General features: G+C 60.8%; 21 protein-coding genes and 1 pseudogene. 16 read left to right on the top strand and 6 right to left on the bottom strand.

Features of this window, described 5'->3' with window-relative positions; all coding sequences use genetic code 11:
* Positions 1–25 precede the first annotated feature (25 nt).
* From gyrA to galU, 12 genes are all read left to right on the top strand, one after another.
* Positions 26–2,629 (top strand): DNA gyrase subunit A, encoded by a 2,604-nt coding sequence (gene gyrA, locus LJE91_15380; GenBank protein ID MCG6870055.1) that lies wholly within the window; start codon positions 26–28, stop codon positions 2,627–2,629.
* A gap of 119 nt (positions 2,630–2,748) precedes the next feature.
* Complete coding sequence (gene serC, locus LJE91_15375) at positions 2,749–3,831, top strand: 3-phosphoserine/phosphohydroxythreonine transaminase (GenBank protein ID MCG6870054.1); 1,083 nt, start codon at positions 2,749–2,751, stop codon at positions 3,829–3,831.
* Positions 3,832–4,013: 182 nt separating this feature from the next.
* On the top strand, positions 4,014–5,180 hold the full coding sequence (locus tag LJE91_15370) for a 3-phosphoglycerate dehydrogenase family protein (protein ID MCG6870053.1): 1,167 nt from the start codon (positions 4,014–4,016) through the stop codon (positions 5,178–5,180).
* A 3-nt stretch (positions 5,181–5,183) separates the two neighbouring features.
* Entirely contained in the window at positions 5,184–6,269 is a 1,086-nt protein-coding gene (gene pheA, locus LJE91_15365) for a prephenate dehydratase (protein MCG6870052.1), read from the top strand.
* A 60-nt stretch (positions 6,270–6,329) separates the two neighbouring features.
* Complete coding sequence (hisC, locus tag LJE91_15360) at positions 6,330–7,481, top strand: histidinol-phosphate transaminase (GenBank protein MCG6870051.1); 1,152 nt, start codon at positions 6,330–6,332, stop codon at positions 7,479–7,481.
* Positions 7,478–8,338: a prephenate dehydrogenase/arogenate dehydrogenase family protein gene (locus LJE91_15355; protein ID MCG6870050.1), complete on the top strand. Its 861-nt coding sequence runs from the start codon at positions 7,478–7,480 to the stop codon at positions 8,336–8,338. Before hisC ends, LJE91_15355 begins: the two co-directional genes overlap by 4 nt.
* Positions 8,338–9,687, top strand: a complete 1,350-nt coding sequence (gene aroA / locus LJE91_15350; GenBank protein ID MCG6870049.1) for a 3-phosphoshikimate 1-carboxyvinyltransferase — start codon at positions 8,338–8,340, stop codon at positions 9,685–9,687. Before LJE91_15355 ends, aroA begins: the two co-directional genes overlap by 1 nt.
* Before the next feature lie 2 nt (positions 9,688–9,689).
* Positions 9,690–10,367, top strand: coding sequence for a (d)CMP kinase (gene cmk, locus LJE91_15345; protein MCG6870048.1), 678 nt, complete (start codon positions 9,690–9,692; stop codon positions 10,365–10,367).
* A gap of 111 nt (positions 10,368–10,478) precedes the next feature.
* Entirely contained in the window at positions 10,479–12,158 is a 1,680-nt protein-coding gene (gene rpsA / locus LJE91_15340) for a 30S ribosomal protein S1 (GenBank protein MCG6870047.1), read from the top strand.
* A 261-nt stretch (positions 12,159–12,419) separates the two neighbouring features.
* Positions 12,420–12,776: an integration host factor subunit beta gene (locus LJE91_15335; protein ID MCG6870046.1), complete on the top strand. Its 357-nt coding sequence runs from the start codon at positions 12,420–12,422 to the stop codon at positions 12,774–12,776.
* Positions 12,777–12,968: 192 nt separating this feature from the next.
* Positions 12,969–14,162 carry a lipopolysaccharide assembly protein LapB gene (gene lapB, locus LJE91_15330; protein ID MCG6870045.1) on the top strand — a complete coding sequence of 398 codons (1,194 nt, stop codon included), beginning with the start codon at positions 12,969–12,971 and terminating at the stop codon, positions 14,160–14,162.
* A 263-nt stretch (positions 14,163–14,425) separates the two neighbouring features.
* Complete coding sequence (galU, locus tag LJE91_15325) at positions 14,426–15,304, top strand: UTP--glucose-1-phosphate uridylyltransferase GalU (GenBank protein ID MCG6870044.1); 879 nt, start codon at positions 14,426–14,428, stop codon at positions 15,302–15,304.
* Between the two features lie 197 nt (positions 15,305–15,501).
* Here the strand turns inward: galU and glk are convergent, their stop codons facing one another.
* From glk to LJE91_15310, 3 genes and pseudogenes are all read right to left on the bottom strand, one after another.
* A complete protein-coding gene (gene glk, locus LJE91_15320; protein ID MCG6870043.1) occupies positions 15,502–16,503 on the bottom strand; it encodes a glucokinase in 1,002 nt (333 codons plus the stop codon).
* 339 nt (positions 16,504–16,842) lie between these two features.
* Positions 16,843–17,040: pseudogene (locus tag LJE91_15315) on the bottom strand (transposase).
* Positions 17,016–17,297: a transposase gene (locus LJE91_15310; GenBank protein MCG6870042.1), complete on the bottom strand. Its 282-nt coding sequence runs from the start codon at positions 17,295–17,297 to the stop codon at positions 17,016–17,018. The pseudogene LJE91_15315 and the gene LJE91_15310 overlap by 25 nt, the downstream one beginning before the upstream one ends.
* 353 nt (positions 17,298–17,650) lie before the next feature.
* Here LJE91_15310 and LJE91_15305 point away from each other — a divergent pair, with 353 nt between their 5' ends.
* Complete coding sequence (locus LJE91_15305) at positions 17,651–18,235, top strand: hypothetical protein (GenBank protein ID MCG6870041.1); 585 nt, start codon at positions 17,651–17,653, stop codon at positions 18,233–18,235.
* 108 nt (positions 18,236–18,343) lie between these two features.
* Here the strand turns inward: LJE91_15305 and LJE91_15300 are convergent, their stop codons facing one another.
* A complete protein-coding gene (locus LJE91_15300; GenBank protein MCG6870040.1) occupies positions 18,344–19,045 on the bottom strand; it encodes a hypothetical protein in 702 nt (233 codons plus the stop codon).
* A 441-nt stretch (positions 19,046–19,486) separates the two neighbouring features.
* Between LJE91_15300 and LJE91_15295 the strand changes: the two genes are divergently transcribed.
* From LJE91_15295 to LJE91_15285, 3 genes are all read left to right on the top strand, one after another.
* Positions 19,487–19,963: a hypothetical protein gene (locus LJE91_15295; protein MCG6870039.1), complete on the top strand. Its 477-nt coding sequence runs from the start codon at positions 19,487–19,489 to the stop codon at positions 19,961–19,963.
* A 173-nt stretch (positions 19,964–20,136) separates the two neighbouring features.
* Positions 20,137–21,150: an OmpA family protein gene (locus LJE91_15290; GenBank protein MCG6870038.1), complete on the top strand. Its 1,014-nt coding sequence runs from the start codon at positions 20,137–20,139 to the stop codon at positions 21,148–21,150.
* Positions 21,151–21,796: 646 nt separating this feature from the next.
* Positions 21,797–22,549 (top strand): endonuclease/exonuclease/phosphatase family protein, encoded by a 753-nt coding sequence (locus LJE91_15285; protein MCG6870037.1) that lies wholly within the window; start codon positions 21,797–21,799, stop codon positions 22,547–22,549.
* A gap of 118 nt (positions 22,550–22,667) precedes the next feature.
* On the opposite strand, the gene LJE91_15280 is transcribed toward LJE91_15285, so the two are convergent.
* Both LJE91_15280 and LJE91_15275 read right to left on the bottom strand, forming a co-directional pair.
* Positions 22,668–23,156, bottom strand: coding sequence for a DUF4010 domain-containing protein (locus tag LJE91_15280; protein MCG6870036.1), 489 nt, complete (start codon positions 23,154–23,156; stop codon positions 22,668–22,670).
* On the bottom strand, positions 23,144–23,460 hold a 317-nt coding region (locus LJE91_15275; GenBank protein MCG6870035.1), incomplete at its 5' end, for a hypothetical protein. The genes LJE91_15275 and LJE91_15280, both read right to left, overlap by 13 nt.

Raw genomic sequence — 23,460 nt, 5'->3', positions numbered from 1 at the left:
CTTCCACGCCCGACCCCCGGACCCAATGGCAGACTTCGCCAAGGAACTCATTGCCGTCAATCTAGAGGACGAGATGCGCCAGTCCTACCTGGATTACGCGATGAGCGTAATCATCGGGCGGGCGCTCCCCGACGTGCGTGACGGTCTCAAGCCCGTGCACCGGCGCGTGCTGTATGCGATGCACGAACTCGGCAACGACTGGAACAAGGCTTACAAGAAGTCGGCGCGTGTCGTGGGTGACGTGATCGGTAAGTACCACCCGCATGGCGATACCGCGGTCTATGACACGATCGTGCGCATGGCGCAGCCGTTTTCCCTGCGGTACATGCTGGTCGACGGACAGGGGAACTTCGGTTCGGTCGACGGTGATGCCCCCGCCGCGATGCGCTACACCGAGGTGCGCATGTCGCGGCTGGCCCACGAGCTGCTCGCGGACCTCGGCAAGGAAACCGTCGACTTCGTCCCCAACTACGACGGTGCCGAGCATGAGCCTTCCGTACTACCGTCGAAGGTCCCGAACCTGCTGGTAAACGGCTCGGCGGGGATCGCGGTGGGTATGGCGACCAACATTCCCCCCCATAATCTGTCCGAGGTCATCGGGGCCTGCGTGGCCCTGATCGACGATCCCGGAATCGGGTTCAGTGAACTGATGGAGCATATCCCGGGCCCGGATTTCCCGACCGCCGGGATCATCAACGGACGCCGGGGCATTCTGGAGGCCTACCAGGGCGGCCGTGGCAGGATCTATGTGCGTGCCCGCTGCCACGAGGAGACCGACAAGTCCGGCAAGACCCGCATCATCGTCACGGAGCTGCCCTACCAGGTCAACAAGGCGCGTCTGCTGGAAAAGATCGCCGAGCTGGTTAAGCACCGCAAGATTGACGGCATCACCGAACTGCGCGACGAGTCGGACAAGGACGGGATGCGCATGGTCATCGAGCTGCGGCGTGGAGAGGTCGGGGACGTTATTCTGAACAACCTCTATCAGCACACCCAGATGCAGAATGTCTTCGGCATCAACATGGTGGCGCTGGTGGACGGCCGCCCGAAGCTGATCAACCTGAAAGAGGCGCTCGAGGCGTTCCTGCGCCATCGCCGCGAGGTGGTCACCCGGCGCACCGTCTTCGACCTGCGCAAGGCGCGGGAGAAGGCGCACGTCCTGGAAGGCCTCGCTGTCGCACTGACCAACATCGACGAGATCATCGCTTTGATCAAGGCCTCCGGCAGTCCGGCCGAGGCCAAGGCCGAGCTCGTCTCGCGGCTGTGGGTACCGGGCGTGGTGATGGAGATGCTGGAGCGCGCCGGCGCCGATGCCTCCCGCCCCGAGGAGATCGAGGGTGAATTCGGGCTGACCGAGGCGGGATACCGGCTCTCCGGCACCCAGGCGCAGGCGATCCTCGATCTCAGGTTGCACCGACTCACCGGTCTCGAGCAGGACAAGATCGTCAGCGACTTCGGCGAGCTGCTCGACTCGATCGCCGACCTGCTCGACATCCTGCGAAACCCGGAGCGCCTGTTGCAGGTGATCCGCGACGAGCTGGTTGATATTCGGGAGCGCTTCGGCGACACGCGCCGCACCGAGATCGTCGCCGCGCAGATGGACCTTACGCTGAAGGACCTGATTCCGCCGGAGGATGTGGTGGTCACGCTGTCGCACGCCGGCTACGCGAAGTCGCAGCCGCGGGACGAGTACCGCAGCCAGGTCCGAGGCGGCAGGGGCAAGACGGCGACGGTGTTCAAGGAAGAGGATTTCATCGACAAGCTGTTTCTCGCCAACACACACGACACACTGCTGTGTTTCTCCAGCGCGGGCCGCGTCTACTGGCTCAACGTCTACGAGCTTCCCCAGGCGGGGCGCACGGCGCGCGGTAAACCGCTGGTCAACCTGCTGCCACTGGAGCAGGGCGAGCGGATCAACGCCGTGATGCCCGTCGGCGGGTACGAAGCGGGGCGCTTCGTCTTCATGGCCACCATGGACGGTACGGTGAAAAAGACCCCGCTGCAGGATTTTTCGCGTCCCAGGTCCAGCGGCATCATTGCCCTGGACCTGCGCGAGGGGGACCGGGTCGTCAACGTGTCCGTGACCGACGGGGACCACGACATTGTGCTGGTCAGCAGCGCAGGGAAAGCGGTGCGTTTCCCCGAATCCGAGGTGCGCCCGATGGGACGCACCGCTTGCGGGGTCCGCGGCATGCGCCTGCGCGAGGGCGAGTCGATCGTCGCGCTGCTCTCCGTCGGACGGGACGAATCCGACCTTAGCGTGCTGATCGCCACGCAGAACGGTTACGGCAAGCGCACCGCGCTGTCGGAGTTCCCCGCCCACCGCCGGGGCGGGCAGGGTGTGATCGCGATCCAGTCCTCCGCACGCAACGGAGCGGTGGTGGGTGCCGTGCTGGTACGGATCGACGACGAGATCATGCTGATCACCGACGGCGGCACCCTGGTGCGGACCCCCGTGGAGAATGTCTCCGAGCTGGGGAGAAACACCCAGGGCGTGATTCTCATCAAACCGGTCAAGGGCGAGCTGCTGGCGGAGATCGAACGCATCGAGATCCTCGAAAACGGGGATGAAGACCCTGGTGACGGGGGTGAGGGGCCTGGTGACGACGCCCCGGCGATCCTGCATTGATTTCGATACAGGCGAGCCCGCACGCATGTTGCATTTCGCGAGCCCCGGCCGTCGGCTTACGCGACGCTGCCCCGGCCGACTTCTGCACCGACGCATTCGTCGTTATCTGAGATGGAGAGATGACCAGAGCATTCAACTTCAGCGCCGGACCGGCCATGTTGCCGGCCGAGGTCCTGGAACGTGCCGCGGCCGAGTTGCAGGACTGGGACGGCAGCGGCATGTCGGTGATGGAGATGAGCCACCGTGGCAAGGAATTCATGTCCATCGCGGGCCAGGCCGAAAGGGACCTTCGCAAGCTGCTGTCGATCCCCGACAACTACCGCGTTCTATTTCTGCAGGGGGGCGCCAGCAGTCAGTTCGCCATGGTTCCGCTGAATCTTCTGGGGGACCGGGGTTCGGCCGACTACCTCAACACCGGGCAGTGGTCCAAAAAGGCCATTGCCGAGGCGCGCAGGTTCTGTGATGTCCGCATCGCCGCCACGACAGAGCAGAGCGGATTCACCACTGTGCCTGCGCAGGCGGACCTCGATCTGTCGGCGGATGCGGCCTACCTCCACTACACCCCCAACGAGACCATCGGCGGGGTGGAATTCCCCTACGTCCCGGAAACGGGGGAGGTGCCGCTGGTTGCCGATATGTCGTCCACGATCCTGTCGCGCCCCCTGGATGTCTCCCGATACGGGGTGATCTACGCGGGCGCCCAGAAGAACATCGGACCGGCCGGATTGACCGTCGTCATGGTACGCGAGGACCTGATCGGGGAGGCGCGCCCCGGGACCCCGGCCATGTTCACCTATACGTTGCACGACGAGGCGGGATCGATGTACAACACGCCGCCGACCTATGCCTGGTACCTGGCGGGGCTCGTGTTTCAGTGGATCCTGGACCGTGGTGGAATCGGGGTCATGGGCGACACGAATCGGCGCAAGGCGGAGAAACTCTACGCGGCGATTGACGTTTCGGGGTTCTACGCGAACCCCGTGGATCCGCAATGCCGCTCGTGGATGAACGTACCCTTCACCCTGGCCGATCCAGCCCTCGACGACGATTTCCTGAAATCCGCGGCGATCGAGGGTCTGCTGACCCTGAAGGGCCACCGTTCCGTCGGCGGAATGCGCGCCAGCATCTATAACGCCATGCCGGAGGCTGGGGTCGATGCGTTGATCGGGTTCATGGCCGAGTTCGAGCGTACTCGGGGCTGACCCGTCGATTGAGGTTTCGGGGCGGCGCTCGTCCGACCCCGGCGGCGGACGGCACGAGGTGATACCGCTCAAATTGCCGATTCAGTTCGTGTAAACTTCGTCCTCCCGAAACGCTCCACAGCGAGACCGGCGCTACCGCGTAGCGACGGGTTACCCGATAGTCCTGATATCCCCGGCCCAACATGACGTTCAAGGTGCTCACCCTCAACAATATCTCCGTCAAGGGCTTGAACCGCCTGCCGCGGGATCGATACGAAGTGGCCTCCGAGATCACCAACCCCGATGCCATCCTGCTGCGCTCCTTCAACATGCACGACATGGCATTTCCGGCGTCCCTCAAAGCCGTCGGGCGGGCCGGAGCGGGGGTCAACAATATTCCGGTGGAGAAACTCAGCCAGATGGGTGTGCCGGTATTCAACGCCCCGGGGGCGAACGCGAACGCGGTGAAGGAGCTTGTGGTCGCCGGCATGCTGCTGGCCTGCCGGAATATCTGTCAGGCCTGGCGCTACACCTCCACACTCGATGCACGCGACGGCGGACTCGCGACCCAGGTAGAGGCCGGCAAGAAGCAGTATGTCGGTTTCGAACTGCCGGGGCGAACCCTCGGTGTCATCGGCCTCGGCGCGATCGGTGTCAAGGTGGCGAATGCGGCCAGGTCCCTGGGTATGCGGGTGATCGGGTACGATCCCACGATCACGGTGGCGCGGGCCTGGCAGTTGTCGGCCGAGGTCGAGCAGGCGACGAGTATCGACGACCTGTTGGGCAAGGTGGATTTCCTGACCTTTCACGTTCCGCTGGTGGACAGCACGCGCGCCATGATCAATACGGACCGCATCCGGCTGATGCGCGACGGCGTGGTCATCATGAACTTCGCCCGCGACGGCATCGTGGATGACACTGCGGTGCTGGCGGCGCTGGACGAAGGCAAGGTCTATGCCTACGTCAGCGACTTTCCGACCGACGAGATCCGCTGCCACCCCCGCGTCATCGCACTGCCGCACCTCGGGGCATCGACCCGGGAGGCGGAGGAGAACTGTGCCGTGATGGTGGCCGATGAGGTCCGGGAGTACCTGGAGAACGGAAACGTCCGCAATTCCGTCAATCTGCCCCGTCTGAGCCTTCCGCGGAAGGGTGAGGCGCGTCTGGCGATCGTCAACTCGAACGTCCCGGACATGGTGGCGAAGATGTCGAGCGATCTCGGTCAGGCCGGGGTGAACATCGTGCACATGGCCAACGAGTCCAACGGCAGCGTGGCCTATACCCTGCTCGACACGGAAACGCCGGTCGACAGCGAGATCGTCGGCCGGATCTCGGACATCGACGGTGTACTCAAGGTGCGCGTAATCTAGATCATGACGCAGGACACGTCACTGGGCGCCCTGAGGGAGCAGATCGACGACCTGGACAAACGCATCCTGGCGTTGATCAGCGACCGCGCCCGGGTCGCGCAGCAGATCGCGCGTGTGAAGCGTGACCATGACCCCAAAGCGATCTTTTACCGGCCCGAGCGCGAGGCCCGTGTCCTGCGCGGCATCCTGGAGAGAAACAGCGGTCCCCTGAACGACGAGGAAATGGCCAGGCTGTTCCGGGAGATCATGTCTGCCTGCCTGGCACTGGAGGAACCGCTCGACATCGCCTTCCTCGGGCCCGAGGGGACGTTCACACAGGAGGCGGCGCTCAAGCATTTCGGCCACTCGGTGAAGACCACACCGCTGAATTCCATCGACGAGGTGTTTCGCGAGGTGGAATCCGGCGCGACCCAGTACGGTGTCGTCCCCATCGAGAACTCCACCGAAGGCGTGGTCAATCACACCCTGGACATGTTCCTGCAATCCTCACTGAAGATCAGCGGCGAGGTGGAACTGCGGATCCATCATCACCTGATGTGCGCGCGCGAGGACATGGGTTCGATTCGCCGCGTCTACTCGCACCAGATGTCTCTCGCGCAGTGCCGGGAATGGCTCGATGCGAACCTGCCAAACGCCGAGCGGGTTTCGATCAGCAGCAACGCCGAGGCCGCGCGGCGTGTCGCGGGCGAACCGGAATTCGCCGCGATCGCCGGAGACGCTGCGGCGGAGAAGTACAACCTCAAGGTCTTGCGAAACAATATCGAGGACCACCCGAACAACACCACGCGCTTCCTGATCATCGGCCGGCCGACGGTCGCCCCGAGTGGCAACGACAAGACCAGTGTGCTGGTCTCGGCGCGAAACAAGCCCGGTTCCCTGCACGCCCTGCTCGAGCCGCTCTCGCGGCACGGCGTCAGCATGACGCGGATCGAGTCGCGCCCCTCGCATTGCGTGAACTGGGAGTACGTGTTTTTCCTGGACATGGAGGGGCACGCCGAGAAACCCAACGTGGGTGCCGCACTCGCCGAACTGAAGCAAGAGGCCGATCTGTTCACCATCCTTGGGTCCTACCCCCGCGCGGTCCTGTGAGGGTGTCGCAAAAGCCCGTCCTGCACTCCCTGGCGGCGTAGGACGGCTCGAATCACGATAATGACGGCATCGATATCACCGACGGATCCTGATTCCCCGGCATTCATCGATCTCGCGGTCGAGGGCGTCCGGCGCCTGCGGCCCTACGAGCCTGGCAAGCCGGTTGAGACCCTGGAACAGGAACTGGGCATCAAGGATTCGATCAAGCTCGCGTCCAACGAGAATCCCCTGGGACCGAGTCCGCTCGCGCTGGCGGCGATGCGTGAACGACTGGATGCGGTCTCGTACTATCCTGACGGTAATGGTTTCGCCTTGAAGGAAGCCATTGCCCGGCGACACGGGGTGCCGATGAACTGTGTCACCGTCGGCAACGGGTCGAACGACATCCTGGAACTGCTGGCCAGGGCCTTCCTCGCTCCGGGCAGGTCGGCCGTGTATTCGGCGCACGCCTTTGCGGTCTATCCCATCGTGACGACAGCGACCGGCGCCGTCTCGCGCGTGGCGACCCCGAATCCGCCGGCTGCGGCGATGCCCTACGGGCACAGCCTCGAGAACCTTTATCGCCAGGTCGACCGCGACACACGACTGGTCTTCGTCGCGAACCCCAACAATCCGACCGGGACCTGGCTCGCCTCGGACGTCTTGCACGACTTCGTCGACTCGCTCCCCTCGCATGTGATCTGCGTGGTGGACGAGGCCTATGCGGAGTACGTGTCCGAAGCGGAGTATCCGGATGCCTCGGCCTGGCTGGAACGTTTCCCGAGGCTGGTCGTGACACGCACCTTCTCAAAGATATTCGGTCTTGCCGGCCTGCGTGTCGGTTATGGGCTGTCGCACCCCGATGTGGCGGATCTGCTGAATCGGGTGCGCCAGCCGTTCAATGTGAATCTCCTGGGTCAGGTCGGCGCGCGGGCGGCGCTGGATGACGACGCACACATCGAGAGAAGCCGGAAGGTCAACGACGATGGCCTGGCGGTGCTCGCTCGGGCCTTCGACGAACGTGGTCTGAGACACATCCCCTCGGTGGGTAATTTCATCTGTGTCGACGTCGCCCGCGAGGCCCTGCCGGTCTACGACACCATGCTGCGCGAGGGTGTCATCGTTCGTCCCGTCGCGAACTACGGATTTCCCGAGCACCTGCGGATCACCGTGGGCACGGCGCCGCAGAACCAGCGCATGCTGGCCGCGCTGGACAAGGCGCTGCAATCGTGATCGATCGACTCTGCATCGTCGGTGTCGGACTCATGGGCGGTTCCCTGGCGCTGGCCCTGCGGCGGGAGCATCATGTCGGCCAGATCGTCGGGACGAGCCGCAACGAGGCGAATCTCGCGCGGGCGGTGGCGCTGGGCGTGATCGACCGTTACGAACTCGATCCCGGCAAGGCCGCGGCCGGGTCGGACATGGTGGTGCTGGCCGTGCCGCTCGGTGCGGTGGAGGCGGTCTGCCGTAGACTGCGCGGGGCCCTGTCACCGGAGAGCATCCTCACCGATGTGGGCAGTGCCAAGGCCTGGGTCGTCGAGGCCGTGGACCGGGCGCTCGGCGGGATTCCCGAGAACTTCGTCCCCGGTCATCCCATCGCGGGTACAGAGAAGAGCAGTGTGGAGGCGGCCTTCGCCGACCTCTACTATCGTCGCCGCGTGATCCTCACGCCGCTGGAGAACACCGCCGTGCGCGCGCTGGGGGAGGTGCGGGAGATGTGGGAACGCACCGGCGCCATGGTCGAGGAAACCACGGTCGAGCATCACGACGAGGTCCTCGCCGCCACCAGCCATCTGCCGCATATGCTGGCATTCACCCTGGTCGACGGGCTAGCGCGCCTGGGAGACCACGAGGATGTGTTCCGCTACGCCGCCGGCGGTTTTCGGGATTTCACACGGATCGCCTCGAGCGACCCGGTCATGTGGCGTGACATCTGTCTGGGTAATCGCAAGGCGCTGACCCGGATGATCGGATACTTCCGCGAGGAACTGGATCGCGTCAATGCCGCCATCGAGGCTGGCGACGGACAGGCGCTGAAAGACATCTTCACGCGGGCCAAGGCGGCGCGCGACAGCCTCCATATCGGGTGATGGCAGACCTCCAGTTCCAGGTAGAACCGGGCGGCGCCATCTGCGGCGTGCTTAGCGTGCCCGGAGACAAATCGATCTCCCATCGGGCTATCATGTTCGGCGCGCTCGCCGAGGGCGTGACGCAGGTGAGCGGCTTCCTCGAGGGCGAGGACTGTCTGGCGACGATGAACGCCTTTCGCGACATGGGGGTCCGCATCGACGGGCCGGAAAATGGCAGCGTGACCGTTCATGGGGTGGGCCGGGACGGTCTGCGCAAACCGCAGGGACCGCTGGACATGGGGAACTCCGGAACCGCCATGCGCCTGATGGCGGGACTGCTGGCCGGGCAGCCATTCGATTCGCGCCTGACCGGGGACGCGTCGCTGTCCCTGCGGCCGATGCGGCGGGTAACCGACCCGTTGCAGGCCATGGGTGCGCGGGTGCAGACCGGAACGGGCGGCACGCCGCCCTTGTCCCTGTCGGGTCCTATGGAACTACGTGGCATCGATTATACGATGCCGGTAGCCAGCGCCCAGGTGAAATCCTGCCTTCTCCTTGCCGGGGTCTATGCGCGGGGGCGGACCTGCGTGACCGAACCCGCCCCCACGCGGGACCATACCGAGCGCATGATGGAGGCCTTCGGATACCCCATTGAACGAAGCGAGGGACGGGTCTGTCTCGTGGGAGGCGGCGTATTCTCCGCAACCCGAGTCGATGTGCCGTCGGATATCTCGTCGGCAGCCTTTTTCCTCGCGGGCGCGAGCATCGCCAGGGGCTCGGACCTGACGCTGCGCCACGTCGGTATCAATCCGACCCGGACCGGGGTGATCGACGTCCTGCGAGCCATGGGCGCGGATATCGAGGTGCTGGATCCGCGCACCGTTGGCGGGGAGCCGGTGGCTGAACTGCGGGTGCGCCCGGCCCGGCTTCGAGGAATCGACGTGCCAACTGACCTAGTGCCACTGGCGATCGACGAGTTCCCGGCGATCTTCGTCGCGGCGGCTTGCGCTGAGGGCCGCACACGGGTCACCGGGGCAGCGGAACTGCGCGTCAAGGAGACCGACCGCATCCAGGTCATGGCCGACGGCCTCGCCGCCCTTGGTGTGAGTGCGACGCCGACTCCGGACGGGATCGTGATCGATGGCGGGGAAATCTCGGGCGGCGAGGTCGACAGCCGTGGAGATCACCGTATCGCAATGGCATTCGCCATGGCCGGGTTGCGCGCCTCGGCTCCCGTGCAGATCCGGGACTGCCGGAACGTCAACACCTCGTTTCCCGGTTTCGCCGCGCTGGCGGGGTCCGCGGGACTGGGTATCCGGGAGCTGAGCAATGGGGACAGAAATCGCCTAAGCTGCGGCCGGGGAGTGTGAGGATGGGCGAGCGCGGTGTCGTGGTGACCGTCGACGGTCCCGGCGGCTCTGGAAAGGGAACGATCAGCCATCTGCTGGCGAAAGAACTGGGCTATCGCTTCCTCGACAGCGGGTCACTGTATCGGCTGACCGCGCTTGCCGCGTTGCGCGGCGGTGTGGCGCTGGATGACTGTCCGGCGCTTTCACGGTTGGCCAGGGAGCTTGCGGTGGAGTTCCGAACCGGCGCCGACGGTGAGCCGGTCACATTGCTGGACGGGGGGAATGTCGGGACGGAGATCCGAACCGAGGCCTGCGGCGAGGCCGCCTCCCGGGTGGCGGCCGATCCGGGCGTGCGGGCCGCGCTGCTGGAGCGGCAGCGGGCCTTTGCCGGGCCTCCTGGCCTGGTCGCGGACGGGCGCGACATGGGTACGGTGGTCTTCCCGGAGGCTGATACCAAGATTTTTCTGACTGCGAGTCTTGAAGAGCGTGCCCGCAGGCGCTATAAGCAGTTGAAAGACAAAGGAGTTGGTGCTAGATTTGCCGACCTTTTGAACGAGCTCGCCAAGCGTGACGAACGGGATGCAAACCGTGAGGTCGCGCCGCTTAAACCCGCCGAAGACGCCATCATCCTGGATTCGACGGGTTTGAGCATTTCCGAGGTCCTCGAGCAGGCGCTGGCCTGCGTATCTCATTGCCGATGAGACGGGGCGCGCGGAATTGGGCGAGGTGACGATGAACCATAACCCCGGACTTCCACGGTCAGTCGGTAGCGACACCTGAGGCCCGCAGTTGAGTACGAGTTAACCTTATTTATGAGCGAGAATTTTGCCGAGCTTTTCGAAGAGAGCCTGAACAGCATCCAGATGCGTCCCGGCACCATCATTAACGGGACCGTCGTCGATATCCGCAACGACAACGTGTTCGTGCATGCCGGACTGAAGTCAGAGGGGGTCATCCCCATCGAGCAGTTCAGGAGTCCCGACGGCGAGATCAACGTCAACGTCGGCGACGTCGTGGAGGTGTCGCTGGATGCCGTGGAGGACGGCTTCGGCGAGACCCGGCTGTCGCGTGAAAAGGCGATTCGGGCCAAGGCCTGGGGCATCCTCGAGGACGCGTTTGAGTCCGATAATCCCGTATCCGGGGTCCTTTCCGGTAAGGTGAAGGGCGGCTTTACCGTCGATATCAGCAACGTCCGTGCCTTTCTCCCGGGGTCCCTGGTGGATGTGCGCCCGGTGCGGGATACGTCCCACCTCGAGGGCAAGGAGCTGGAATTCAAGGTCATCAAGCTGGATCAGCGCCGCAACAACGTGGTGGTCTCGCGGCGCGCGGTGGTCGAGAAGGAATACAGTGCGGAGCGCGAGGCGCTGCTCGAGAGCCTCGAGGAAGGACTGGTCCTCAAAGGTGTGGTCAAGAACCTCACCGACTACGGCGCCTTCCTCGATCTTGGCGGCATCGACGGCCTGCTGCACATCACGGACATGGCCTGGAAGCGGGTGAAGCACCCGTCCGAGGTGGTCAACATCGGCGACGAAGTCGAGGTCAAGGTCCTCAAGTTCGATCGCGAGCGCAACCGCGTCTCGCTCGGTCTCAAGCAGCTGGGCGACGATCCCTGGGTCGATCTCACCCGCCGCTATCCGGAAGGCACGCGCCTATTCGGTACCGTGACGAATATCGCCGACTACGGTTGTTTCGTGGAGATCGAGGACGGCGTCGAGGGTCTCGTACACGTTTCCGAGATGGACTGGACCAACAAGAACGTCAATCCAAACAAGGTCGTACACGTCGGGCAGGAAGTCGAGGTCATGATCCTGGACATCGACGAGGAGCGCCGACGGATATCGCTGGGCGTCAAGCAGTGCCAGTCCAATCCCTGGGACGACTTCGCGGCGACGCACAACAAGGGCGACAAGGTCAGCGGCAGCATCAAGTCGATCACCGATTTCGGCGTCTTCGTCGGCCTGGACGGCGGCATCGACGGCCTGGTCCATCTCTCGGATATCTCCTGGAGTGCCTCGGGCGAGGAGGCCGTCAGGGACTACAAGAAGGGCGACGAGGTCGAGGCCGTGGTGCTTTCCGTCGATCCGGAGCGCGAGCGGATCAGCCTCGGCATCAAGCAACTCGACAAGGACCCCTTCTCAAATTTCGTTGCCGAACATCCGAAGGGTAGCGTGGTCACCGGGGTGATCAGGGAAGTGGACGCAAAAGGCGCGGTCATCGACCTGCCCGACGGTGTCGAGGGCTCCCTGCGGGCCTCGGAACTCTCGCGTGACCGGGTGGAGGATGCACGCAGCGTGCTCAAAGTCGGTGACGAGGTCGAGGCGAAATTCGTCGGTGTCGACGGCAGGCGCCGTGTCATCAACCTTTCCATCAAGGCGAAGGAGGTCGCGGACGAGGCGCAGGCCCTGCAGGACTACACCCGGGGCGGGGAACAAGCGACGACCTCACTTGGAGACCTGCTCAAGGAGCAGATTGGCGGCGACAAGGACGAGTAGCGCTGGCCGCTTTACTGCACAGGGTCATTGGTCGATTGGGAGTCCCCCCGGAAACTAAAGTTTTCGGGGGGGCAGGAAGTGCACCGTCGCGAGCGACAGGCACGGGAAAAACGCCAGGTACTTGGTGCTCTATCGTGGTGATATTTGCGGGTTCAGAGTCCCTGTGGTCTTACGCGGCAGCGTTCCCGTGCTCGACACGAGAACGCTATTGCCTGCGAGACGCGCCTTTCCGTAAACGTTGAGCAGGCAACTGAAAGCACATTGCGGGATAGGGCACAAGGAATGAACGGTATGGCGATGACAAAGTCCGAGCTGATCGAACAAGTTTCACTCAAGCAACAACACCTTGCGACCAGGGATGTAGAACTCGCGGTGAATTCCGTGCTGGAAATGATGAGTGGTGCATTATCTGGAGGAGACCGTATCGAGATTCGGGGATTTGGCAGTTTCTCGCTTCACTACAGGCCGCCGAGGATCGGGAGAAATCCCAAGACCGGGGAGGCGGTATCATTGCCGGGCAAGCATGTTCCCCACTTCAAGCCGGGCAAGGAGCTCAGGGACCGGGTCAATCTGTCCAAGGCGCCGGTACCGGAGGTCGCGGAGGCGGCCGATTCCTGATCGTGTACGGCCGCGTCACGTCCGGACTGGCGTGCAATGGCGGGTTTCCGGTTTCGCCCCCGGTATCAGCGCGCACCTAAACCGACTATAATTCCGCGATGATATCCAAACGGGACGTTTTCCCGCGCCTGGGATACCGATCGGATCACGCGCGTGTCGGTTCTAGGTGACGAGAATGCCGGATGCTTTCCTATGTTGACATTACTCTGGTTCCTTCTTCCCGTGGCTGCCGCTTCTGGCTGGTATGTGGCGAGGAAAACGGACAGACAGCGGAACGAAGGACTGACGTCCTCGATCTCTCCTGAGTACATTCAGGGTCTGAACTACCTTCTCGACGAGAAACCCGACAAGGCGCTGGAGGTCTTCCTTCAGATCGTCGAGGTCGATGCCGAAACCGTCGAGACACACCTCCTGCTAGGGAACCTCTTCCGGCGACGCGGAGAGGTGGACAGGGCAATACGTATCCACCAGAATCTGATATCCCGACCCGGTGCGGGGGCCCAATGCAGGGAGGACGCGCTCCTGGAACTGGGCAGGGACTATCTAAAGGCGGGCCTGCTGGATCGCGCGGAAGAGCTTTTTAAGGAAGTGATCGCACAGAACGGACACAAGCGTGCGGCCTGCCGCCATCTGATGGAGGTATACGAACAGGAGAAGGACTGGGAGTCCGCGATACAGGTCGCGCAGCAACTTCAGGACGCCGGCGACGCACATGAGCCGGTCGTGGCGCATTACTACTGTGAGATCGCCGAATCCCGGGATGCCGCCGGGCACTCTTCGGAGGCGGAGGATCTGGCGAGGAAGGCATTGTCCCGTGATCCGGCCTGTGCCCGCGCAAGTATTCTGCTGGGCGATATGGCGTTGCGGGCATCGCGGTATGGTCGTGCAATCAAGTTCTACAGTAAGGTCTATCAGCAGGACACAGATTACATCCGCATGGTACTTCCGCGCCTGAGGGATGCCTATGCGCGCCGTAACGATGCAGAGGGATACCTTGGTTATCTGAGGGAAATCCAGCCTTGCGGATGCGATCAGGACATCGTATTCACCGTGCTGGAGAGTTACCTGAAGGCCGGGGACCTGGAGCGCGTGGCGTCGGTTTTCGAATCGGAGTTCAGAAAGGAGCGGGTCGCGCTGGCGATGGTTCGCGAGTACGTCAAGATGGTGTCGGATGGTGCGATCCCCGATGGACGTGAGGCCTTGGAAAAGGTTGTAGCCGCACTAGACTCGCATATCGATTCGCAGGTCTCTTACCAGTGTAATTCCTGTGGATTCGAATCCAGGGGGTTGTTCTGGCAATGCCCCGGTTGTCACGGCTGGGGAACGGTCAGGCCGGTTGGCCCGCATACCGCGCTGCCGCGCAAATCCAAGCACTACAGCCTCTGAGAGTTGCCACTCGCCGGATAGGCCGGGTATAGAGCACTTCGGTCGAGTTGGCACGCCTCCGTGCTTCCGGGAGATGTCTTCAGCGCATCGAGTGGTCTTCCGATACCGCGGGTTTCAGGAGGCGAACCGGACGCGCTCGAATCCTGACCCACGGTGCGATCGAGCGTCGCCAAAGTAGAAAATTGGCCATTTTTTTATGTTTACGGTCTTGCCGCCCACACCATTGGCGGACGGTGGCGGCAAGTCATTGAGCAGAGGAATCTATGGGAAAGAAAATAAGGAAGGCGGTTTTTCCGGTGGCGGGTTTGGGCACGCGTTTCCTTCCGGCCACCAAGGCCAGTCCGAAAGAGATGCTTCCAGTCGTCGACAAGCCGCTAGTCCAGTATGCAGCCGAGGAGGCTGTGGCGGCCGGTATCGATGTCCTGATATTTGTCACGGGGAGGAACAAACGCTCCATCCCGGATCACTTCGATAAGGCCTACGAACTCGAGAGCGAACTGGAGGCCAAGAACAAGACGCACCTGCTGAAAGTGGCGAGGGAGGTGCTACCTCCCGGTGTTAGCTGTGTCTACATACGCCAGTCGGAAGCGCTGGGTCTGGGACACGCGGTTGCGTGTGCCCAGTGCGTCATAGAAGACGAGCCCTTTGCCGTTATCCTGGCCGACGACCTGATCGACGACGGAGAGCGGGGTTGTATCATGCAGATGGTGGAGGTCTACGAGGAATCCCAGTGCGGGATCATCGGCGTCGAGCAGGTGCCAAAGGAAGAAATCAGCGGTTACGGCGTCGTGGACGGGACCGAGAAGGGCGATCGACTCTGGGATATCCGCGGCCTAGTCGAAAAGCCCTCGCCCGAGGAGGCACCCTCGAACATCGCTGTCGTGGGACGGTATATTCTCGAATCGTCGATCTTTGACCACCTGAGGCAGATGAGCAAGGGGGCCGGTGGGGAGATCCAGCTGACCGACGCCATCGCACGACAGATTCAGTCGGGTGAAAGCATCATGGCCTACGAGTTCGAGGGCACCCGCTACGACTGCGGGAGCAAACTCGGGTATCTTCAGGCGAACGTCGAGCTGGCTTTGAAGCACCCGGAACTGAAAGATGATTTTCGTGAATATATCCATTCACTGAAGACCTGAGCGAAAGTCCGGCAGGCCCGATACCGGGGAGCGGTCGCCCCGATGTTTACCCGTCTGAGCACTACGATAGCGATGCCGGGCGGGACGCTATCCGATGCCGTTGCCTGGGTTATCAGTATGAAATACCGATCCTCTGCCCCCCGCTTTTTGCCCTTCGCGCGCGGGAATCGATCACTTCCCGCTGTGTCGCCGGGTTGTTAGCCTCGACCCGTCCGTTTCAGCGCCTCGAGTCCGTACCAGGCGGCCCCATACAACCCCGCCTTGGGATTCAGGATCACGTGCACCGGCATTCCGGAGACCAGGGAGGAGAAACGGCCCTTGTCGGCAATGGCGCTGAGAAAATCGGGCTGCTCGAGACGCTCGAGTATGCGTGGCGGGATCCCACCGCCGAGATAGATCCCGCCGCCGGGCAGGAGCGTGACGGCCATGTTGCCGATCACCGTTCCCAGGACATGGACAAACATGTCCAGAGTCGCTTCGCAGAGCTTTGATTTCTGCTCGAGAGCCGCCTGGACGATGACCGGGGTCCGATCCGTGGCCCGTTCCAGGTCTTCCCGCAACCAGTCCGGCTCCGCAAGGCTTCGTTGTTCCTTGAAGAAATCGTAGATGTTCGGCAGTTGGCTGCCCGAGCATATGCGCTCGAAACTGACATGGCCATAGCGGCGCTGCAGGAATGTTAACAGCTCCGTCTGCTGCAGGTTTCGCGGGGAGAACGAGGCATGTCCGCCCTCGCTGGGGCAGGCCAGATATCGATCGCCGGTCCAGACAAGGAACGCGATTCCCAGACCGGTGCCCGGGGCGATCACCGCCATATTTCCTTCGGGGGTCGGAGTGCCCTGGTTGAGCGTGCGGACGTCATCTTTCTCGAGGTGAGGAACGGCCGTGGCGATGGATTCCAGGTCGTTTAGCAGGTACACATCGGGAATATCGAAGGAACCGCCAATGACATCGGCACTGATGAACCACGGCAGGTTTGTGGTCTCCGCACGTCGGTTCTTCACCGGACCGGCCACGCCAAAGCAGGCGGCCACGGGCTGTGCGTGGGTTTTGCGCAGATACTCCTCTATGATAGCTTCGAGGGAGCTGTATCTGCCGCTCTCGTACCGGATCTCATGCAGCATTCCGCCGGCAATATCCTCCTTTTTGTGCCACAGGGCCAGGACGGTCTTCGTGCCGCCGATATCTCCCGCAAGGATCATGGTTCCGCCCCCCTTTGTTCGAATTTGCAGCAAGTTCGTGAAAGCGTGATGCGCGCGGTGAATACTGAACCGTCAACTTGCCGATGACGTTGTCTGCGCGGCTGATGTCCCTGAACTCTGAACTCCCCGGTCAACCAATAATTGCCGACCGTGTCGATAGCCGGCGGGACGCGGTCGGACTTAAGATTGCGATGGTAGTGCACCTCCCGGGCGAAAACGACTCCGTTCTCGCCGAAATCCCGATTCGTGCCGTTCGCGTTTTTCTTCTGACCGGCAGGATCTCCCCCTTTCGGTTCGGGGCCGTCGTCGTGCAATCCGCCGAGCAGGGTCCGGTTCCTGGGCGAATGATGCAAAGTACAGGCGCAGCTGGTTTGCCCGCAGCGTCGCCGCACTGCTGCGGTCGGCGAAAAAACCCAGTTGCTGCTCCTTGATTCGGTTCTCCATGTCGCCACGCGCGCAATAGAGCTTCTCATACAGGCGCTTTGCCCCGGCACGGTGTCTGGGAAGGTTCGTCACCACAAAGCGCGGACTGGCGCCCTTGGCCAGATCTCGCGTGGGGGCAAACGGTACGACTCGATGAACACGTCAACCAGCAGGCGATCCAACGCTTGCGGGTTGCGGTAATCCACAAAGCAATCAGCCAGTCGGGGTATCGGGCCGATGCGGGTATCGACCTCGCGCAACGACAATCCGCCACCGTCGGAGGTGATCCGTCCGCCGTCAAAACGGCCAACGATTTCCCACCGTCCAAGTGCGTGAAACTCAAGCTGTTCCGATTTACACTGCGTTTCCATAGGCCTCTCTCTTGGTGGTTTGTAAGGTGTTGTTCACACTCACTTTATGCGCCATATAGAGGCCTATTTCTATGTCTATGGCGAGATTTACGGGTTAGGTTCATATTTGGGCGATAGCGATCTTCGTAAGCGCTGCACCGTGGCAAGCGAATTTTGAATAGTCTGCTAGTATCAGTTAAAGTTATGAATTCGTAATATTTTGATAAGTCATAGATTTCAATGCTCAAATAGTTGCTCAACTCCTATCGACTGTGAACATAGAGACTTTCTCCTCGCCGCGCTCTGCGGGGTACGCGACAGTCCACAAAGGAAGCGAAGAGACCGACGCCGCAGATGACCAGAGGATCGACCACTTGATGGTCGTTGCCGGTCCGTCCTGCGTCGGTAAATCGACGTTTGTCAAACGGTTAGAGCGTGGGGATTACCCTTGGCTGATTCGGAAGATAGACGTTGGCGATCTGTCTGATTGGACCACGGTCTACTCCAAGGACGCGGCAGACTTAGATATTAGTCGCTACCAAAAGGTCGTGCTGCACTATGCACTGCCGATAATTCCGCTTAGTCGGAAGACCTTCGGTGGATACGAGCATGATCACCGCTTGGATATTGTAGAACTGGCGGACCGAGTGACGATCCTTTCTTTATTTGCTGACAGAAAGACCGTTTACAAAAGGATCCGGAATCGGCTCCGCAGGGTCCTTCTCAACTGTTTCAGGAGGCCGTTAGCCGTTGCGCCGCGACGAGAGTTCCTCCGCCTGCTCGCATTGAAGAATACAGTGAACGAACCGAATTTCCCTTATTTCAGCATACTTTATAGCTGGATTGATTTCTGTGAAACCATGGCCCCGCGTAACCACCTCCTGATCGACTACAACCACGAACCCGAACTGGTCTCTACGCAGCAATGCCGAAGACGGCTCGAAGCCTACAGAGAGTAGAAAACCCACATGCCACCTTGCGAAACCAATCGCAATAGATGCGACTAAGATCTACCGCCCTCGCGCCGATTCGCGTCCGACCTCGTATCGGAGAACTTGCGAGGACAACTAAACCTCCTGATAGGGCTTATATTTTGAAAGTTCTTTATCGAGAATATATTTAAACTCATCGTAGTCCTTATATCGTCTAATGGGTTCGCCGCCGAGTTGATAGTAGTGGCGGCGAAAACGATCCACTGTCTCCTCGCTCAGCCAGACACGCCCGTGCTTTCTGAGAAAGCGCCCAAGTTCCACGGTCCTCTCCAACTGGCTGTAGTCCTGCCGAACACCGAGCGTGTCAATCACAACGAGATGCAGATTGCTGCCCACAGTTTTCAGTAAGATGTTCTTGCTGTGCAGGTCTCGGTGGACCAGCCCACAACGATGTATCTTCCAGATCAGTTTGGCGGTCTCCACCACAACGCCGGTATCGCCAGTCCGCCTCACATATTCCCACAACGTCTCCGCCTGAGTGATCTCCTTCAGGACCAGATAGCTGTGGCTGGGAACCCACCACGATGAGGAGTATCCGTAAGCGAGCAGTTCCGCCGTGTCCACCCCGCAGGCGGCAATGAGTTGGATGTTGCGCGCTTCCCTGACCGCCAGGGTCACCCGACGGGCCCCGTCCTTGAGCTTCTGTAAAAGAGATTTCGACCAGTAGACCTTAACGAATGTCGACGTGCCGTCAACAGACAACCTGATCGCCGCTTTGCCCTTGCGCTGCTCGATCCTGTGTACGTGCATCGGTCGAATGCGCTCGAGGTCGGCCATTGAACGGCAATTTCCCAGCGTTTGGAGCGTCTCTCTCAAACCTTCCGAGGCGCTACCCGGGATCACATGGAAATGCCTCATCTGGAACCCTTACAGAGATTTGATGAAATTTACTCACACCTACGGTAACGCATTGTCCCATTTTAGAGTCCCCGATAGGGGATCCGTAAACCCCTCGCCTTCAGGCGACGGATAGCGGTGCTCGATGTAAGCTCCGTATATGAAAGACTATAAACTGTCTTGCTTCAGTCGGAATTGGAGTTTTCCTCGATAGGAGTTAGTACTAGCTCACGGAGGGAACGATGACCAAACCAAGCCGACGAAAATTCACCGCCCCGGAGAAGGTCATATCGTTACCGTCTTCTCCGCCCCCGGAAATTATGCCCGGACACAGGCCATCGGATCTGATCGAATACTCTCCAAATCACACAGGAGAGCGCCATGGTCGGCGCCCAGATCCGCTATCTGATCCATGCCGATCGCGGCGTGATCGGCGCCGTCGGCTTTGGCGCGGCCGCAACGACCGCCGCCACAGGCACCCCTGGCGATCAAGCGGATCTGGCGCTACCCGCTGCGGCGGGATGCACGCAAGCGCCTCTGCGCGCCTTTGTGTTCGGTGGGGGAAGTGGCATGAGTGACCTTGTCGGCGCGGACCGGAACCCGATCGAGAACCACCCACTCGAAGAGGAGATCCACGGAGTCGATCCGGGCGACGAGCGCCGGGACCGGCGCGCCTGCGCGGTGATCGAGCAGTTGGAGCGTCAGCCCCGCAACAGCACGCCAACGGCCATCGGCGGCTGGGGCGAGACCCGATCCGCTGATCACATGCTGGCCCACGAGCAGGTCACCGCGCAGAAGGTCCTGGCACCCCACTACCAGTCCACTCTGGAACGGATCGAGCAGCATCCGGTGGTCTGAGGTGGTGCAGGACACCACGGAACTGGACGATACCGGCAAGAACGATATCCAGGGGCTGGGCACGCCGCTTATTTCTGCTGCGGCATGTATTATTGTGTTTTAAACTAGCGACAGCTAGAACGTTGCTTTTTAGTAATCCACTACGATACCTATAATGACTCAGGAGAAGCGATATGGGAATTCACAGGAATTTACTTCTAAGCACGCTTGCTATAAGCATACTTCTCAATTTCAATATTGCGCGGTCAGACTCCGATATGCCGGGCAGCCACGATCATCCGAAGATACCGCGCGTTGCGGATACCACGATCATAGGGTTCGCCGAGAGCAATTATGACGAGGGCGTCTTTATGACAGGTGCGGTGGGGCGTGATGTCGTTTCCGAAAACGTTGAAGGCAAACGGACAAGAATCGTGTACGTTGGACCAACGAACTTGTCACCGCTCGCTGTGCTTCGGAACTACCAGAAGGCGTTCGATGATATTGGGGAAGTTGAAGAAGTCTATAGCTGCAAGGGCGATGACTGTTTTGGGAACCTTGGTAGCGTATTTACTTGGAGAAAATCCAATCAAATACCTACTATTTTCGACTATTCGCAACATATGTATAGTGGTCGGGGCTATAAGGATCAAATTTACTGGTACGGCAAAATTAAAAGTCCTGAATCGCTTTACCATGTCTCAGTGTATTCCGCCATCAGCACGCCCCCAGAATTCATCAACCAGGATTGGGCGACACGCGTGCGGAATCATCCTCTGATACATCTTGAAGTAGTCGAAGTCGCCGATTTCAAACCTTCACTTGAGGTTGTCACAGCGGAGGATGTGACGACGAAGATCGGCCAAAAAGGCCATATTGCACTATATGGCATCTACTTTGATTTCGATAGCGATCAATTGAAACCTGAGTCCGATCCAACACTCAACGAAATTGCCAAGGCGCTTCAAAATGACGCGGCATTAGACGTTTATGTTGTCGGACATACTGACAACAAGGGTACGATCGAATACAACGAGGATTTATCAGAACGAAGAGCCGTGGCGGTAGTGAACGAGTTGAGCTCCAAACACGGCATAGCAAGAGATCGCATGGTACCAATTGGGGCTGGATTAATTGCTCCTGTAGCATCAAACAAGACTGAGGAAGGCCGCGCGCTGAATCGGCGTGTAGAGCTGGTGGAGCGCTGAACAGATTTCCGAATGCTGCCAGCACTAGAATGTCTGGAAGCAGAGATCAACGTGCGGTTCGCTAGTCGTTCGTGTAGGGTGGAATTTGGCCGACTTTTGCCGAATCCAGAAGTTTAGCTGGCGCTACTATTAGGAGTTGCTAAAAGTCGGTAAACGACCCAAAACCGACGTAGTGCTGCGGCACAGCAAAAGGCCTACTTTGACTCGATGCGGTCAGTCACAGGGATGGGCCCCATGAATCCTGTGTGCCTTACGGCGGGACGGTCAGGATCATCGCCTGTAACAACACCGATAAACTGGAGAAACCCCGTCGCTGGTCACCGTTTTCCTCAAGATTCGGAGAAAGTGAGGCGGTAAACGCGAGAGGAAGGGGCCGAATTTGGCGGCGTGAGTATAAAGATCCCCTACCGTGGCTGTCAGTAAGACTAACCAAAATATAACGTGACTCAGCCATGAAATACGAAGACCTGCGTCGCTCCGGCCATCGTCAGTCGGGAACGCTGATCACCGGGCACGAACCGTGACTGAACCTACCCAAAGCCAGCCCAGGGTTTCGCTCCTGCGTCCCCAACGGTTTGATTTTTCCTCCAGTTCGTGGGTAACCGCACCCGTCGCCCGTCGCGCGATTGCGGATCGCCTAACCCTGGTGAGCTACAATTTATGGTTCTACGAGCAACAACTCCAGCAGCGTCTCCGCGCCCTGCTGCACCTGGTCCAGGATTGCAGTGCGGACGTGATCGGGTTTCAGGAGGTTACGCCCGCTACGCTGGACCTCATTCTGGCCGAGGATTGGATCCGTCGTGACTATCATGTCTCGGACGCGGAGGGTGACACGCTGGAGCCCCACGGCGTACTGTTACTGTCGCGGGTGCCGGTCACGGACCTGGTGCTCTGCAACCTGCCCAGCCGCAAGGATCGCAAAATTCTGATAGGTACCCTGGGAGCGGGAGCGCTTTGCGTCGGAACGCTGCACCTTGAGAGTTCGCCGCTTAGCTTGCCGCTGCGTCTGGAGCAGCTCGACCAGATTCTACCGAGCCTGCATGGAGCCGAGAACCTCGTTCTCATGGGCGACTTCAACTTCGACCCACGGGACCGGGCTGAGCAATCACGTATCGAGCCTGGTTACACCGATCTGTGGCCGGCGCTACACGGAGGCGACCCCGGCTATACGGTAGACACTGCCCGCAACAGGATGCGCCTGTTGCACAAACAGAGGCACAAGCTGGCACGCTTCGACCGAATCCTGTTGCGATCCGTGACCGCGGGGTGGAAACCGGTGTCGATTCGAATGCTCGGCACTAAGCCTGTTGCACCCGAATGTCCGGAGGTTTATCCCTCGGATCACTTCGGGCTCGCGGGGGTGATTTCCCGAACCCCCGATGTCGGCCGGAGCGGTTAGGCAGAGTACGCCGCCACGCCCTTCCGGAACGACCGTTCATCCTATTCCGGGCACGAAGCCGTAGTAAACGTTGGTGATCAGGCCGACACCCCCTATGACGGCGAAGGGGGCCACCAGGTTAAAGCTTGCCCACCGCAGCGAAATCCGCTCGGATTGGTGCGCGTCGCTGACCGAGAACGCGATGGCCAGCGGCGTCCGTAAGTCCGCTGATCAGAGCGACGACAAACAACCAGGCGTCTCCAAGGTAGCGCGTCGCCGTGCGCGTGAGCATCAGGATGGCGGCAAAGATCAGACCGAAAGTGACGGCTTCAGCGAGAATGAAAGGGTTGTCGAACTCTACCGGTTCTGTCTTGCTCTCCGAATGTCGGGTACGGAAGAAGCGTAGGAAGGCAATGGCGAATCCAGTCGCCCCCATCAGCATGAGGGGAAGAGCGACGCCCATCGCCAGTGGCTGATTGACCACGAACATTTCTATCAGGAGACGCGGAAACATCATCGCCGACGCGAGCAGGATGGCCACGCTGAAGCTGCGGTTGAGCTCAGGTCGCTCCTGGCTGCGCCGCGAGAAGCTGAGGGTGGTGACGGTGCTGGAGATCAGACCGCCCACCAGACCGTGAGGCCTACCCCGATCCCGCTACCCATGAGCTTGATCAGGATGTAGCCGATGAGGCTTATCAGGGATCCCAGGATAACGATTAGCCAGAGATTGTACGGCTCGATGGCCGAGAGCAGTATGCGAACGAACTCGATTCCGAGAGGGGCGTAAACGTTTGCGCCTGCTGCCAGGTTCTGAGGCGGGTCGGCGGGAAGTCTGCCGATGACACGTTTTCCGGCCTCTCCGACGATCCGTACCCCTTCTATTTGTTCACCCCCGACGGCGGAGCAATGCTGACCTGGTCCCCCGGCTCCAG

It is taken from the genome of Gammaproteobacteria bacterium, from assembly GCA_022340215.1.
In the GTDB taxonomy this organism is placed as follows: Bacteria; Pseudomonadota; Gammaproteobacteria; order JAJDOJ01; family JAJDOJ01; genus JAJDOJ01.
This window is presented reverse-complemented; position numbering and strand designations above follow the sequence as displayed.

Coding starts and splice junctions, on each gene's coding strand:
- gyrA (MCG6870055.1), top strand. CDS start 26: ATGGCAGACTTCGCCAAGGAACTCATTGCCGTCAATCTAGAGGACGAG.
- serC (MCG6870054.1), top strand. CDS start 2,749: ATGACCAGAGCATTCAACTTCAGCGCCGGACCGGCCATGTTGCCGGCC.
- LJE91_15370 (MCG6870053.1), top strand. CDS start 4,014: ATGACGTTCAAGGTGCTCACCCTCAACAATATCTCCGTCAAGGGCTTG.
- pheA (MCG6870052.1), top strand. CDS start 5,184: ATGACGCAGGACACGTCACTGGGCGCCCTGAGGGAGCAGATCGACGAC.
- hisC (MCG6870051.1), top strand. CDS start 6,330: ATGACGGCATCGATATCACCGACGGATCCTGATTCCCCGGCATTCATC.
- aroA (MCG6870049.1), top strand. CDS start 8,338: ATGGCAGACCTCCAGTTCCAGGTAGAACCGGGCGGCGCCATCTGCGGC.
- cmk (MCG6870048.1), top strand. CDS start 9,690: ATGGGCGAGCGCGGTGTCGTGGTGACCGTCGACGGTCCCGGCGGCTCT.
- rpsA (MCG6870047.1), top strand. CDS start 10,479: ATGAGCGAGAATTTTGCCGAGCTTTTCGAAGAGAGCCTGAACAGCATC.
- lapB (MCG6870045.1), top strand. CDS start 12,969: ATGTTGACATTACTCTGGTTCCTTCTTCCCGTGGCTGCCGCTTCTGGC.
- galU (MCG6870044.1), top strand. CDS start 14,426: ATGGGAAAGAAAATAAGGAAGGCGGTTTTTCCGGTGGCGGGTTTGGGC.
- glk (MCG6870043.1), bottom strand. CDS start 16,503: ATGATCCTTGCGGGAGATATCGGCGGCACGAAGACCGTCCTGGCCCTG.
- LJE91_15310 (MCG6870042.1), bottom strand. CDS start 17,297: ATGGAAACGCAGTGTAAATCGGAACAGCTTGAGTTTCACGCACTTGGA.
- LJE91_15300 (MCG6870040.1), bottom strand. CDS start 19,045: ATGGCCGACCTCGAGCGCATTCGACCGATGCACGTACACAGGATCGAG.
- LJE91_15295 (MCG6870039.1), top strand. CDS start 19,487: ATGGTCGGCGCCCAGATCCGCTATCTGATCCATGCCGATCGCGGCGTG.
- LJE91_15290 (MCG6870038.1), top strand. CDS start 20,137: ATGGGAATTCACAGGAATTTACTTCTAAGCACGCTTGCTATAAGCATA.